Annotated in this window: 13 protein-coding genes and 3 pseudogenes; 7 read left to right on the top strand and 9 right to left on the bottom strand. The window is 59.8% G+C overall.

What is annotated here, in order from left to right; genetic code table 11:
• Positions 1–141: 141 nt before the first annotated feature.
• The 6 genes from JZY08_RS21680 to JZY08_RS21655 all read right to left on the bottom strand — a co-directional run bounded on the left by JZY08_RS21680 (position 142) and on the right by JZY08_RS21655 (position 6,916).
• Positions 142–456: a hypothetical protein gene (locus tag JZY08_RS21680; protein WP_216331668.1), complete on the bottom strand. Its 315-nt coding sequence runs from the start codon at positions 454–456 to the stop codon at positions 142–144.
• Positions 457–839: 383 nt separating this feature from the next.
• A complete protein-coding gene (locus tag JZY08_RS21675) occupies positions 840–1,607 on the bottom strand; it encodes an ATP-dependent Zn protease (RefSeq protein ID WP_216331667.1) in 768 nt (255 codons plus the stop codon).
• Positions 1,604–3,568, bottom strand: a complete 1,965-nt coding sequence (locus JZY08_RS21670; RefSeq protein WP_216331666.1) for an ATP-binding protein — start codon at positions 3,566–3,568, stop codon at positions 1,604–1,606. Before JZY08_RS21670 ends, JZY08_RS21675 begins: the two co-directional genes overlap by 4 nt.
• The gene (locus JZY08_RS21665; protein ID WP_216331665.1) at positions 3,561–4,067 is read right to left on the bottom strand and encodes a hypothetical protein; all 507 of its coding nucleotides are present in this window, start codon (positions 4,065–4,067) and stop codon (positions 3,561–3,563) included. The genes JZY08_RS21670 and JZY08_RS21665 overlap by 8 nt, the downstream gene beginning before the upstream one ends.
• Before the next feature lie 185 nt (positions 4,068–4,252).
• Positions 4,253–5,368 carry a hypothetical protein gene (locus JZY08_RS21660; protein WP_216331664.1) on the bottom strand — a complete coding sequence of 372 codons (1,116 nt, stop codon included), beginning with the start codon at positions 5,366–5,368 and terminating at the stop codon, positions 4,253–4,255.
• A 348-nt stretch (positions 5,369–5,716) separates the two neighbouring features.
• Positions 5,717–6,916, bottom strand: coding sequence for a hypothetical protein (locus JZY08_RS21655; RefSeq protein ID WP_216331663.1), 1,200 nt, complete (start codon positions 6,914–6,916; stop codon positions 5,717–5,719).
• Between the two features lie 452 nt (positions 6,917–7,368).
• Here JZY08_RS21655 and JZY08_RS27630 point away from each other — a divergent pair, with 452 nt between their 5' ends.
• The 6 genes from JZY08_RS27630 to JZY08_RS21630 all read left to right on the top strand — a co-directional run bounded on the left by JZY08_RS27630 (position 7,369) and on the right by JZY08_RS21630 (position 10,011).
• On the top strand, positions 7,369–7,941 hold the full coding sequence (locus tag JZY08_RS27630) for a restriction endonuclease (protein ID WP_253204089.1): 573 nt from the start codon (positions 7,369–7,371) through the stop codon (positions 7,939–7,941).
• Positions 7,938–8,354 carry a restriction endonuclease gene (locus JZY08_RS27625; protein WP_253204088.1) on the top strand — a complete coding sequence of 139 codons (417 nt, stop codon included), beginning with the start codon at positions 7,938–7,940 and terminating at the stop codon, positions 8,352–8,354. Before JZY08_RS27630 ends, JZY08_RS27625 begins: the two co-directional genes overlap by 4 nt.
• A 39-nt stretch (positions 8,355–8,393) precedes the next feature.
• On the top strand, positions 8,394–8,720 hold the full coding sequence (locus tag JZY08_RS21645) for a hypothetical protein (protein ID WP_216331662.1): 327 nt from the start codon (positions 8,394–8,396) through the stop codon (positions 8,718–8,720).
• Between the two features lie 20 nt (positions 8,721–8,740).
• Complete coding sequence (locus JZY08_RS21640) at positions 8,741–9,205, top strand: hypothetical protein (protein WP_216331661.1); 465 nt, start codon at positions 8,741–8,743, stop codon at positions 9,203–9,205.
• Positions 9,136–9,525, top strand: a complete 390-nt coding sequence (locus JZY08_RS27795; protein ID WP_216331660.1) for a GIY-YIG nuclease family protein — start codon at positions 9,136–9,138, stop codon at positions 9,523–9,525. The genes JZY08_RS21640 and JZY08_RS27795 overlap by 70 nt, the downstream gene beginning before the upstream one ends.
• A gap of 297 nt (positions 9,526–9,822) precedes the next feature.
• Complete coding sequence (locus JZY08_RS21630) at positions 9,823–10,011, top strand: hypothetical protein (protein WP_216331659.1); 189 nt, start codon at positions 9,823–9,825, stop codon at positions 10,009–10,011.
• Position 10,012: 1 nt separating this feature from the next.
• Here JZY08_RS21630 and JZY08_RS21625 read toward each other — a convergent pair.
• Both JZY08_RS21625 and JZY08_RS21620 read right to left on the bottom strand, forming a co-directional pair.
• Positions 10,013–10,309: pseudogene (locus JZY08_RS21625) on the bottom strand (integrase core domain-containing protein); the annotation flags it as partial.
• Between the two features lie 27 nt (positions 10,310–10,336).
• A pseudogene (locus tag JZY08_RS21620) lies at positions 10,337–10,534 on the bottom strand (IS110 family transposase); the annotation flags it as partial.
• Positions 10,535–11,026: 492 nt separating this feature from the next.
• Here JZY08_RS21620 and JZY08_RS21615 point away from each other — a divergent pair.
• Positions 11,027–11,214 (top strand): annotated as a pseudogene (locus tag JZY08_RS21615) (gamma-glutamylcyclotransferase); the annotation flags it as partial.
• 290 nt (positions 11,215–11,504) lie between these two features.
• Here the strand turns inward: JZY08_RS21615 and JZY08_RS21610 are convergent.
• Entirely contained in the window at positions 11,505–12,020 is a 516-nt protein-coding gene (locus JZY08_RS21610; protein WP_052114369.1) for a YidB family protein, read from the bottom strand.
• Positions 12,021–12,808 lie beyond the last annotated feature (788 nt).

The raw sequence follows: 12,808 nt of genomic DNA, 5'->3' as shown, positions 1-12,808 counted from the left end.
AACTCTGGAAATCCGATTCAGAATCAAACGGCGTTTTAAGAAGTAATGGGGGGAGCAGGTATCCAAAGAGCAAACGCCGTTTGGCGTGAGACCGTGGGAAGACGACGGTGGAGGGAGTCGCCGGGCCGATAGAGTGACGGCTCACGTCTCCCGTTCGTTTCGGTCCGGAAAGAGCAGATGGAGCTTCCTGCGGAAGGGAAGCCCACCGGATCGGTATTTGGCGACGAGGTCATCGAAGACGGCATCGCATTCGCGCTCATCAAAGCCCTGCTCGGTCAGCATGGAGACGATCACGCCCTGGAACGTCTCAAGCTCGGCCTCCTGGCCCTTGTCCACGGCGCGGCGGATCAACCAGAACAACGCCACCCTTGCCACGTCGTCCCGGTCAGGACGTCGTGCCTGCCTGTTGGCATCCCGAAGCGCCTTCTGCCGCTGCCTTGCCATCTTCATGCTCATGATCTCAACCCTCCCGCTCCTCGGCCTCCTTCATGGTCGAGGGACCGGCCGACCGGCGCAAGCGCCGTTTGGCGGAATCGGAATTCCAGAGTTGAGAATCGGCGGCCTGGAACCTTGAATCAAAAGAGCGCAATTTGGCTCAACGTGCGGGCACGTCATGTCGCATCGACACAAGTTACCCCGAGGCAAACGCCGTTGCTGAATCAGCGTCCTTGACCTTTGAATCAAAAATTCAGACCACGGAATCAAATGAGCGCAATTTGTCTCAGATTGCGGGCGACCTGAGACAAGTCGTCCGCAATTCAAGCCAACTCAAGCCAGATCAGGTCACATCATTGCCCTAGCACCGGGCGCCAGGCGCCGTTTGGTCGGACGGCATGCTGTCAGTTTCCAGCCGTCCGATCACCCTGCCTGAGAAGCTGCTTGACGGCACCGCCATCCAAAGCCTGGGCATCGAACAGGGCCTTGATGAGGGCATTGAGCTTGTCCCTGTTCTCGCCCAAAACCTCGACTGCCCGCGACAGCGCCTTTTCCAATCGTGCATGAATGCGCGCCGCGAGATCCGGATTGCTGTCGAGCACAGCGGTCGGGTCACGGTCTTCGCGATAAAGCAGTGGCTGGACGGCGCCGAAGCCGAGGGAGCGCTCCATGGCAAGCGCCAGCCTGGTTGCCCGGGCGAGATCGCTATCCTCGGTGCCGCCGGATCCTGCCGAGACCGCACCGACCACAATCTGTTCGGCTGCCCGTCCGGCCATCAACATCGCAAGCATATCCTCGCGATAGCCGAGCGTATCGCTCCCCGATGCCGTGAATCCGAGCTGGCTATAGCCACCGCCTCCGGATGTGTCGATGTTCAGGCCGTGGATCGTGCCGAGCCGCAGCGCATGATGGACGACCGCATGTCCGGCTTCGTGGATCGCGAAGCGCCAGCGCAGATCGTAAGGCACCTGCGGCCGATCCATCCGGATACCTTCCTCGAGATCTTCATAGCGGATCGGCCGCTTTTCCCGTCGGGCTTTCAGGCGCGCCTGGCGAACGATCCGCTCGATGTCGGCGCCAGTCAGGCCCATCGCCCTCGTTGCCAGCCGCTTTAGCACCAAAGCGGCAGCGTCAGGAGTGCCCGGTTCGATATGCTTCGATGTCGTTGTCATGTCGTCCTTCCTTTCCGGGTTTCACCTGAGCCGTGTGCATCGCTGGCTGTGTCAGCATCATTTTCTGGTGGCGGCGGGCCTTCCACATGCGTTCCCGCGGCGTCCGCCTCCACCTCGTCGTGAGCCTCGCCGTTCGGTTTTCCAGCATCGCCAACCAGCACCGCCATATCGTCACCGAGATGATGCATGAAGATGGCCGCAAGCGTTGCGACATCAGGCATGGGGATTTCGATATGGGTCTCCAGCCGCCCGGAGCGTTTGATCGCATCATCAATCTCCTGGGGCCTGTTCGTCGCACCGACGATGATCACGCCCGCGCTTTTCGCCGCCCCGTCCAACAGCTCCAGCGCCTTGTTGACGATCGTATTCCAATAGTCGGCATATTCCCGCTCTGCCGGCTGCCGCTTGCCGATGCCATCGATCTCGTCGATGAACAGAATGGACGGGGCAATCGCGCGGGCTTCGGCGAACGTCTTGGTCATCTTGGCGATGACATCGTTGAGGTGGCCGCCCTGCAGCCAGGTAGAAACAGAGGTCACGACCAGCGGCACTTGCAGGCTGTTGCACAGCGCCCGCGCAAACGTCGTCTTGCCGGTCCCGGGTGGACCGTGCAGCAATAGTTTGGTGCTCATGTCCGACCAGGCGAGAGCCCCTGCCCTGTGATCGGCCAGATCAGCCTTGAGATCCAGCGCCCAGGTCTTGGCCTTGCCGTATCCGGAGAGCGTCTCGACCATCAGCGACGGGTGGTCGTCTTCCCCCGGCCCCCAGAGCTCCGGCTGGATGATCTCGGCACCCGACGGCTTGTCACGTTTCCATCCGCCGCCACTGTCTTTTCCGGAGGAAGATTTCTCCGGCGACGTCCTATCCTGTTTCGACTTCGAGGATTTTCCGGTGGCCTTGGATGCTGGCTCGTCGTCGTCATCATCACCATCGCGAGCGGCCACACGATTGCGCTCGGTCAGTGAAGCCAGCACGTCGAGCACCTCGGACGCGCCGCGACCCGGCCGGAACGCCAGCACAACGTCATCGATGGTCAGATAATGCGCGTCATAGGCATTGGTCCATCGCGTGAGCGCCGCCAGACCGGTGTCACCATACATGGCTTCGAACATCATGCTGATGAAGGGGTAGTCGAGGAACCCGCCGACCAGGGCGACATCGGCAGCGATGCTGATTTCGGATGGGATGTGCTGCGCCGTCTCCGAGATGGCCACGACCGGATAATCCCGCGTCAGCGCATTGACCAGTCGCCGCTGCAGCGTGGCGCCTGTCAGGCGATGGACCGACTCGCCGATGAACTGAATGTACGGACGCCCCGTGCCTTCGGCGACCGCGAAGCTGCCATCGTCATAGACATAGTCACCGTCGATGCCGTTCGGAACAGCCCCGGGAAGAAAGCCCGGCAATTCGATCAACCGCCGCATGGCACGCTCGAAGCCGGGCACGGGTGCGTGCAGGCTGACCACGGGCGCCGCCATGGCAATCGTCTGGACGATCCTGGCAAGCGGCATGCGCGTATTCTCGATCGCGCGGGCCAGCACCAGAGCCGCCACGACGTTACTGACCAGCGGTGCCCGGCCCGCCCGGCCAACAAGACCGACGGCATAGGCACGGCGTCTGTGATCGGCTGCTGCGGCATGATCATCGGCTGTGGCTTGACCTGGCCGGTAGAGCGACGGCAGCAACGCTGTCGACGCCTTCCCCTCAGTCACCACAATGTCGGACTGCTGAGCCGGCGGCAAAAGATAGGCCGCGAAGGTGCGGCGGATCCAGGCGAGGTCACGATCCCGATCACCGCTCATGCGATCGGTATCGAATGCGGGACTGTAGCGGCGGAGAACATGACCATCGACCTCGACGATCTTCATGGCGAGAAGCCCATTGGCATGGGCGTTGCGCTGGGCGTCCCGACGGGCGACACGGTCGAGACGGCGCAGCAAAAGACGGGCGAGTTTATTCATCGATCCGGCCCTCCGTCATCGCGGCAATAATTGCCGTTTTGGGATCGGACGCCCCCGCCTTCTTTGATGTGTGTTTCTTCAAGCTCCCCGGCCCAGCGCGGCGACGCTCCCGGATCCGGCGACGAAGGGGACGGGGCTCGGCTGGACTCGGATCGCCCGCATCCGACTGTGGCTGAGCCACGAGATTGCCGTTGCGGTTACCGAGCCAGTCGAGCAGCAGGCGGCAGGCGGGATTGCCACGCCCGGCCTGCGCCTGCAGTCGGTTGATGACCGTGTCCGGCACGGTGCCGGTCAGACCATCGCCCTGCCGGACATGACCAAGCGCCAGTCCGATCAGGAAGGCCGGATCGTCAGCGGGCGGATCATGACGAGCAGGTCCGGGATAGCGGAGGACAGTGCCATGCGAACGATGGCAGGTAGGGTTCGGTGACGTCGAGGACGATGCGATCGGCTCGCAGCGGATGCGCGGCGGCACATCCGGGGTGATGTCGGAAGACATGGAAACTCCTTCGCCGAACCGCGCTCGGGTCCAGCGTCATTGGGAGATGGAAATGGAAAGCCGCAGCCTTGAGGACTGATGGGCACGCATGGCGGTCGACATCCGGCGCCTGACGGCAAGCGTCAGGGCGCGGCGGTCAGGCCATCAGGCAATAGGCATCAACGACAGTCGGATGACGTGCTCGATCAGTGCCGAGGGCGCCGGGCAAAGCCAACCCGAACAAACATGGGGACCGGCTCATCATCCTCGGTTTCATCGACGTCCCTGAAGCCGTCATCATCGATGCGATCGCACAGATCGTCGTCGTCGCAAGACCGGGCAGCCAGATCTTCTTCGTAACTCCGGCTCGGTCCATTGAGGTTGATCCGCGGATGGAGGACCGCAGTCGCGGCCGTTGTCATCACTGCCAGATCCATGACGGGCATCTTGTCCAAACCAAGCGCCTTGCGCGCCTCGGTTTCGAGAAGCTGCTGCACGCGGATGCCGAAGCGCAGGCGCAGTTCGGCCATGCAGTCGGCGACACCATCGATCTCCAGGAGGTCGTCGAGTTCGGAGAGCGCCCAGATGCCAGTGGCATGATCGCTCGGTCGGCTGGCTCCATCAACGATTGCCACCTCGACCGCATCGACCATCAGCCGCTTCTGGTTCTTGTAGAGCCAATCCGGCAGAACCATCGCCGACGCCATCATCTTCAGCTTCAACTCTTCGAGCCGGCTTGTGTCGCCATAGGACGCCAACGACCGCTTCAAGTCGAGGATATAGGCCGTGTGCCGGGCGCGGTTCACGACGATGAGGTCGGGCGTGTAGCTGCCCTTGGCCGGCGCCTCACAATCCAGCTTGATGCCGTCGAGGCTCGACCAGTTGTTTCCGGTCACCGCTTCCATCGCCGCCTTGACCAGTGGCAGCTTCAACGACTGGGTCAGGACGAGGATGTTCGGATTGGCTTTCGCCAGCCGTTCGACCGCCTGCTCCAGCAGCTTGCCTTCCCGGAACGAGACGGCCCGCACCAGCGAGGCGATGTGGACATAGTGGCCGAGGATCGCGTCCTCGATCGGTTCGCCGTCGGCAATGGCGGCAATGGCGCGATCGATCAGCAAATCGAGATCGGCTTCGACATCGGCGAAGCGCACCAGATGCGGATGGCGGCGCAGCACCGCCGGTTCGCGAACCGCAGTCGGAGCCGCGTTGCGGCCAAGGCCGAACGGGCGCAGGCGGGATCCGGACGCCGCAGCGGCATCAGCCGCGTTGATCGTGGAACGGAGAACTTCCCCATAGGGAACAGAAACGGTATTCGTGCTCATAGCCCGATTCCTTCTAACCAAGGTTGACGGTCAGGCCCTTTTCGATGTGTCCAGCATCGGCTTGGGCCGCTTTGTCCCGGCTGTCCGGAACAGCCGCAACCTGGCAGGACCCGAGACCGGGCTCAAGGTCCCGGACTGGAAAAAGAGAACAGGACCGGAACAAGGTTAACGCAGGGCTCACGGCTACTTCCAAACCGAGACCGACTGAGCGCCTGCGACAAGTACGAGGCAACCGCCTCGGCGATCATCGTGTCCGATCGACGCCACCAATGAGAAAGGGCCGACAAGCGGCCCTCTCGATGTTGATGGAAAGGCCGGACATCCGGCCCTCCAGTTCTCGTTGCCGCTTCATGCCGCGGTCGTCGGTGGCGAAGTCGGCTTGATCCTGTCGATGAACGCCGGGCGCTGAAAGCGCTTCTCAGGCTTGGCAAGCGCCTCGGCCACCGAAGGGATGGCGTCATCGTCAGATGCAGGCACCTTGAAGTCACCGGTCATGATGGCGGTCAATCCATCCGTGAGCCTCGCCAGGTTCTCCTCCAACGACGGCCTGCTCGGTGCCTTTGCCTTAGGCGAGGCCGAACTCTTGGCCGGGGTCGGAGTGTCCGCGACACCCTTGGCAGAAGCGACCACGCCCTTTGCAACATCAGCCTTGGCCTCCGGCCTGACCGGGTCGCCCTTTTCGGGAACCACCCAGTTCAGCAGCGGCACGACCTCGGTTTCCAGCCAGGTCCGAAGCTCGGCCTTGTCAGGCCAAGAAGTCTCGCTGCCCATCTTGTAGAGCAACCGGCTGACCTTTTCCCAACCAGATTTCGCCGGCAATTCGGTCGAGGTCATGGTGTGCCTGTCGTTCGGATGCGGCCGGACGAACTGCACCAGGCTTTCCAACTCGCGGTTTGCGAGGCGTGCCGTGAGGTGGATTTTCGCGGCGAGATCCTTCTTGACGATGTTGTTTTTCGGCAAGGCCTCCAGCACGTGGTTGCGGATCTCCTCGATATGCCCAACGAAAGATCTCATGCCGTCCCGTACCTTGATGGCGATGAGCGCCTTAAGCCCATCAGGTCCACCGACATCATAGGGATCAATTTCGGGCTTCTCCTCAACGTCCTGCTTCGATCCGGCGATGATCGCCGTGACGTCCTGAACGCGCAGCCGATCATGCGTGCTGGCAAAGCCGATGATCTGTTCGACCTGCTCGGGTGTGGCCGCACTCATCTTTCCAAGCACGGTCGGACCCACGGCAAGCGCAACCAGGATCTCCTTATAGGCCTGAAGGTTGCGGTGGACCGCACGCTTGGTGCGCACGTGCCGCGCGGTGTAGCCGCAACATTCTACCGCCCATTTCTCCAAGGTCCCTTCGGGCAGAAGCGTGGCGATCCTATCGAAACGCTCCCCCTCTTCGAATGCATCCTCCGTCGATCGGCGCCGCGCGCCGACAAGGTGCTTGGCCTCCTCCTCGAGCACGCTCTTCAGCTCATCGCTGATTTCGTGCTCCTCATAAAAGGGGCGGGCGCGGTGGGCCGATGCGGCCGCTTTGCTGATGATACCCATAGTCTATCTCCTTGTTTTCTTGAGATCGTAAGATTCAACGACCTTACAGAGAATATTATCGCACGCCGATCAAGCATTTCAACCAACCGGGAGTTTTGCAATAATTGCTAACCAAGAGATATGCTTCAAAATATACTATAAATACTTCCGAATCGACCGGTTTGCCTCCTCTGCGCCGGAATCTTGCTTTTCGTTGAAGCAAGTAAAATCCACACTTAATGCGTGTGTTATCCGGGGCGATTTCCGGCCTCTCACGGCCGCACTGGGGACGAGATCTGTCCCTCGACGACAACGCCATCCGATCTCGTTGAAGACGCACTCGCGCGGAAATAACTTCCGGATCGACGACGTCACCTCGGCACCCGTGGCGGGCTACCCGGATCAATCTTGCAATTTTGCGATGCGTGATGAATGTATCCTGCGACAGGGGGATGCATATGACAAAATCGTGGATGGTTCGCGCCGAACGCAACGGCCGCTTGTTCGATGCGTTCAAGGAAAAGTCGGTCGTTGCCATTGGTTGGCCGGCGCTGGGCGACCTGTCTGACGCCAAGAGCCGCAAAGCCATCGGCGAAGCGCTGGCAAAGGTCTACGCTGGCGCCAAGCCGCAGAGCCAGGCAATGGCAGCCGGGCAGCTCCATCGATTCGTCAATGAAATGACCATCGGCGATATGGTCGTGACCTACGATCCGTCGAGCCGGGTCTATCTGGTGGGGGAGATCGCCAGCGCCTATCGCCACGATGCTTCGATAGACCCGGAAGACACACAGGTTCGCTCGGTGCGATGGGATGGCGAAGTCAGCCGCGACCTGCTCTCTGTCGAAAGCCGCAATAGCCTAGGCTCCATATCGACCCTGTTCCGGCTATCCAACGATGTCGCGGCAGAACTGAAGAAAGCTTTATCCGGCAACATCACGACACCCGCCGAACTGTCTGCCCCAGTGGCCGAGGCTGCCGAGGAGGATCTTTTCGAATCCATGGCCAGCCGAGCCCATGAGTTCATCAAGGACAAAGTGAATGCTTGAGCTGGTCGGAAATGCAGGATCTCGTTGCGGGTCTGCTCCGCTCCCTCGGCTACAAGACACGCATTTCAGATGCCGGACCCGATCAAGGCAAGGATATCGTCGCCTCGCCAGATGGGTTCGGCTTCGAAGCACCCCGCATCGTGGTGGAAGTGAAGCATCGCAAAGGCGCCATGGGCGCGCCGGATCTGCGCAATTTCATCGCCGGACGACATGACCTCGACAAAGGCCTTTACGTCAGCACCGGCGGCTTTACCCGTGAGGCTCGCTATGAGGCCGAACGCGCCCGTATCCCGACTGCCCTTATGGATCTCGATGATCTGGTGAAAAGCCTGCTGGAGCAGTACGATAAGCTCGATCTCGAGACCCAGCAGCTCATTCCCCTGAAGCGCATTTTCATTCCGGCCTGGGCCTGACCGCACCGCCTGCAACGATAAGAAGAAGCCTGAACTTTCATGATGAACCCCACCGAAATTGCCGACGCCCTCGATGCCATCGCCAAGGCCAAGTTTGACCCCACCGAGTTTGGCTATGCCTTTGCGCAGGCAACCGATAATGCGCAGGCAACCGTCGCCAAGCTGCGGGCGGGCAGCACCAACAAGTCGGATATTGCGGGTGGCGTTCTGCTGACCGGCAAGTTTCACTATGCGCCCGCCCTTCCCGGCATGGCGGCTGACATGCTGGATGCGCTGAACACGACGACATCCCGGACTCGCTCGATGACATCTTTGCCGATGACGGTCTGGATGTTCAGCCGGACCTTGTTCAGCTCAAACACGTGACGCCGGCAGCGGAACGTCAGATGCCTGACCATCGGGCGGACGTCATCCCCTGCAAGGATTTCGATCAATTTGCGGGCCTGTTCGAGACCATGCAACAGGCTCTCGATAGCCGCGCACGCGAAGCCACGCTCATTGAGAAATGGGCCATTATCGAGCCTGTCGAAGGCGACTTTTTCATTCGCAATGGCCTTCTCGCATATATCGCGGAAAAGAGTGAAAGCACGCAGCGCGGTGGCGCGCGCGACCATCGCCTGCGGGTGATCTTTTCGAACGGCACCGAGAGCGACCCGCTGATGTCGTCGTTCCGCAAGTCCCTTAACGACGACAAAACCGCTCGGGTCATTCAGCGCCTCGGCCTCGGCCGCTCGACCCGGACAGGGAGACCGATAAGGTTGCGCTTTCCGGTACGATCTACGTGGCGCGCAGCCTCTCCGAAGACCCGGCAATCAAACCGCAACGCGACATCCTCTACCAGATCGGCGTAACCTCGCAAGACGTCCGGCGTCGCGTAGCTGACGCTCGGAATGATCCGACCTTCCTTCTAGCACCCGTCGAGATTGTCGCCACTTACGAGCTGCAGAACCTGTCGTGTTCCAAGGTCGAGAACTTGCTCTATCGGTTCTTTGACGCCGCCAGACCGGGTGAGCTTTTCATCATTGACCGCTTTGGCAAGAGAATTCGGCCGCGCGAGTGGTTCTATGTGCTGCCGGAACACGTCGCCCAGGCAGCCCAGCTCATCAGGGACGGGCAGCTACATCTGTACCGATATGACCGCGAGACGCAGACGATCGTTGGGAGATCGTAGGGCTGGGCCGCGGAAATTATTTCCTATTCCGGCAAGATATTCTGGCCAAAGGGTCGCTGTTTTCAATTTTGACTGCGGCACGATAACGCCAGCCGGAAGTCGTGATTGCTCGCTGAGCGTAATGACGGCCGCGTCTCCATTTTCGCCCGACGTCGGCTTTGGTACAGCAGCATCTGACGAAACGATGATGGAGGCACCGCCTCTGGCCGGCTTCACACGAATGGAGTTTTTGGCCAGTTTCTCAAAAGACATCCCCTCCAACCCTCAGCGAGAACTGCGCACAGGGGCGATGGCCCTATGGGCGAAGATCGCTCGGGCATGAACGGTTGGATGCGGCTGGCGTCGCACCTTTGCTTCTCGGTCGTTAACTTTACAATGCCCCATCGCCTGCCAGATTTCTTCGAAGGGCGTGAAGCGGTTGACGTGATGCATCTGGTAGAGGTCGATGTGAACCGTCCTGGCTTTACCGGAGACCGTTTGGCTTAAGTTATGCGGCCATGGCTGGTGCGTCCAGCATGGCGTAGTATCGTTCTTCGGCCTCGGCTGGCGGTATGTTGCCGATGGGCTCCAGAAGGCGGCGGTTGTTGAACCAATCGACCCATTCGAGCGTGGCGAACTCCACGGCTTCGAAGTTGCGCCATGGTCCCCGGCGATGGATGACCTCGGCTTTGTAAAGGCCGTTGATCGTTTCGGCGAGAGCGTTGTCATAGGAATCACCGACGCTCCCGACAGACGGCTCGATGCCCGCCTCCGCCAGCCGCTCAGAATAGCGAATGGACACATATGCGATCCGCGGACGCCCTTCTAAGAGTCAAGCCGCCATTTGGGTTTGGTTGATTTCCTTGTGCCGCCGCATAAGGATAGCGAATACTTCGTGGGCGATGTAGCGTTTGAGGCAGCGAATTGCCTCGAGCTTCGAGTTTCCGGCTGCGATCCCTCGGGCGAGGTAATCCTGTGTGCGTGCATCCAGTCGAAGCCTCCCGATAGCGATGATGTGGATGGCACTGTGTTGATTGCCACTGAGAAGTGACCCGGTAGCACAGGATATTTCCCATCGAGAATTGGCTCTGACTCATATCAGGCCGGACATATGACTGCACCGTCCGACGGAGATTCATGCTGCCAACGCCTTGCTAACCGGGCCGTTCCACATATGAGTCAGAGCCCCGTTACGACGCCGATTGACACGACGACCTGGCTATGAGGCCGACCCCCACATGCCTGGTGACGAAGCGAGCTGCGGTCCAAGATTCTGGCAGATCTTGCTACGCTCCAGGTTCGCTGCGCGTGCGCGGTCGGTCTTTGTGCTCCGGTCGTAGTCAGTATTTCCCAATTCGGGCCTGCGTCACCGAATAGTCCATGTTTTTGAGGTCAGTGAGCAAGCTGGGACCACCCGGCTGCCAACCTAGCTTCTGCCGCGTCAGCGCGCTCGAAGCCGTAATGTCCGCCGCTGCGATCATGGCGAACCATCCGAAATGGATCTCTGCTTCTTCTTTTTTGCTGTTCCGGCGTGGTTCTCAAGCTTCCATGCGCAACAAAGAAACGAGATCTCCGGAACCTCTTGCGCGCGAAATCCGGTATGCTGAGGTGTCAGACATGGTACGTTGGGTCACGGTGAAGACGCCGGCGGGCGCCCGTCGGGTACTAACGTTCTGGGCAAGCCTGAAGCAGTCGCCGCTGACATACAAGGCGGGCAGCAATCTCCAAGCCCGTCAATCGCTGGGCTACATGTCGGCCGCCCAGCGAGTGGTTGCAGGAAAGAGTAAACCGCGAAGGGTCTACGGTCGCGTTGAGAACCTGGGCGTTTTGGGACCGCTGTTTCCTGATCAGCGGAAATGAGGCCTGCCGCCTCCATTTTCCTGTTGCTCCAGAGAGTAAAAAACGTCCGCGACATTTTATATGCCGACCTCTCGCGGCGAGCATTTTCTCACAGATCAAGCACCCCACAGCGTGTCAGCGCTATCCGGCAAAGATATATATCAGAGCTTCGAAACCTGCTGCTCGGATGGAATGGTCCCATCTGGCGTCAGTTCATCGACAGCTTGCGGTAGATCCTTGCTAAGACGCGCCAATATCTCTTCCCGCGACAGACGTGTCTTCGCGGCCAATTCATCGAGAACCTCCGGCCCGATCGCCTCTGAGAGTTCGTCGGCGTTGATGTCGTCATTTGCCCCCGGCTTGATCCAGGACTCCGCCTTCTGCCCGAAGCCGTTTTGTTGGAACGTCTTGAGAAGGTCGCTCAGACCACCGCTTAAAGTTCCTCCTGAGGTGAGCCCGTCAAAAATAGATCCGATGCCTCCCGACTCCCTGCCGCCACCGAGCTTGCCGGGCAGGTCGCCACCGCTTGTCTGGTTGGAGGACGCTTCTTCATCCCGGTTAGCTCCGGAGGTCTGCTGCGTGTTCAACCCCCGCAGAAAATCCGCGATTTTCTCCCTGTTCTGATAGCCTGCTACCGCAAGTACACCCAGCAATGCTTTCAGTTGGCCGCTCACCATGATTTTTCTCCTTGTTTTCCTGGGCCCCGAGAAAACATGGCGACGTGGCCCTTTCGCGAGAACAAAACGATTGGTCGGCAATGAGGTTCCATGAGGTCAATGGATGGAGACTGGCTGCCGCTTCTTCTGATAAACGCGCTAATGAACGGGGTGAGAGAAGAGAGAGAACGGATGTCCGATAGCGGCACCATGCAGGTGGCGTCCCTAAGAGCAAGCTACCTTCCGCTCATGTCGTTCACTTCGTTCGGCGAGGTCGGGACGCCGTAAGATTGTCACCCAACTTGGATCATCCGGCAATGACGGCAGTCCTGCACCATGCCCGGGTTGAGCGGAGCTCTGGAAATCTTAAATGCAGGCGCGGGGAAATTTTTCATCATCGACAGGAGAGCGGCAGCGCGAAAATTAGTGGCGTTTTAGGCCGCGGCTGGCCTGGTGCGGTTTTGAGGATGTACCCGCATTCGGCGCGTCATGATGAACCCATTTGAAGAACGCGTAGACGGGATAAAAATGACAATCAGGGTGAGGATTGAGTCGAGCATCTGCATTCGACCTTCGCGAGACGGCAATGTCGCGATCGCAGTTAGAGCTTATAAGCTGTGCCAGGGGCGAGCGTTATTTTGCTGTCCCAACTCGCGATCCAATTTGTCTCTGCTGCAATCACTGCGATCAGCATGGCCGCGAATATTGTAGACAAGGTGACGATCAGGAAAAGTAAAATCTTTCGGAAAATGCGAGTGTCTCCGACGGGAACGCGCGGACGCTATACAAGCCGCGCCATATTATAATTG

This window comes from Rhizobium sp. X9, assembly GCF_018873185.1.
Classification (GTDB): domain Bacteria; phylum Pseudomonadota; class Alphaproteobacteria; order Rhizobiales; family Rhizobiaceae; genus Agrobacterium; species Agrobacterium oryzihabitans.
Note: the sequence above shows the minus strand (reverse complement) of the source record. Positions and strands in the feature narration are given on the sequence as shown.

Bases quoted from the DNA above. Each gene is read 5' to 3' on its own strand.
- JZY08_RS21680 (WP_216331668.1), bottom strand. From the start codon at position 456: ATGAGCATGAAGATGGCAAGGCAGCGGCAGAAGGCGCTTCGGGATGCC.
- JZY08_RS21675 (WP_216331667.1), bottom strand. From the start codon at position 1,607: ATGACAACGACATCGAAGCATATCGAACCGGGCACTCCTGACGCTGCC.
- JZY08_RS21670 (WP_216331666.1), bottom strand. From the start codon at position 3,568: ATGAATAAACTCGCCCGTCTTTTGCTGCGCCGTCTCGACCGTGTCGCC.
- JZY08_RS21665 (WP_216331665.1), bottom strand. From the start codon at position 4,067: ATGTCTTCCGACATCACCCCGGATGTGCCGCCGCGCATCCGCTGCGAG.
- JZY08_RS21660 (WP_216331664.1), bottom strand. From the start codon at position 5,368: ATGAGCACGAATACCGTTTCTGTTCCCTATGGGGAAGTTCTCCGTTCC.
- JZY08_RS21655 (WP_216331663.1), bottom strand. From the start codon at position 6,916: ATGGGTATCATCAGCAAAGCGGCCGCATCGGCCCACCGCGCCCGCCCC.
- JZY08_RS27630 (WP_253204089.1), top strand. From the start codon at position 7,369: ATGGTTCGCGCCGAACGCAACGGCCGCTTGTTCGATGCGTTCAAGGAA.
- JZY08_RS21645 (WP_216331662.1), top strand. From the start codon at position 8,394: ATGATGAACCCCACCGAAATTGCCGACGCCCTCGATGCCATCGCCAAG.
- JZY08_RS21640 (WP_216331661.1), top strand. From the start codon at position 8,741: ATGCCTGACCATCGGGCGGACGTCATCCCCTGCAAGGATTTCGATCAA.
- JZY08_RS21630 (WP_216331659.1), top strand. From the start codon at position 9,823: ATGGGCGAAGATCGCTCGGGCATGAACGGTTGGATGCGGCTGGCGTCG.
- JZY08_RS21610 (WP_052114369.1), bottom strand. From the start codon at position 12,020: ATGGTGAGCGGCCAACTGAAAGCATTGCTGGGTGTACTTGCGGTAGCA.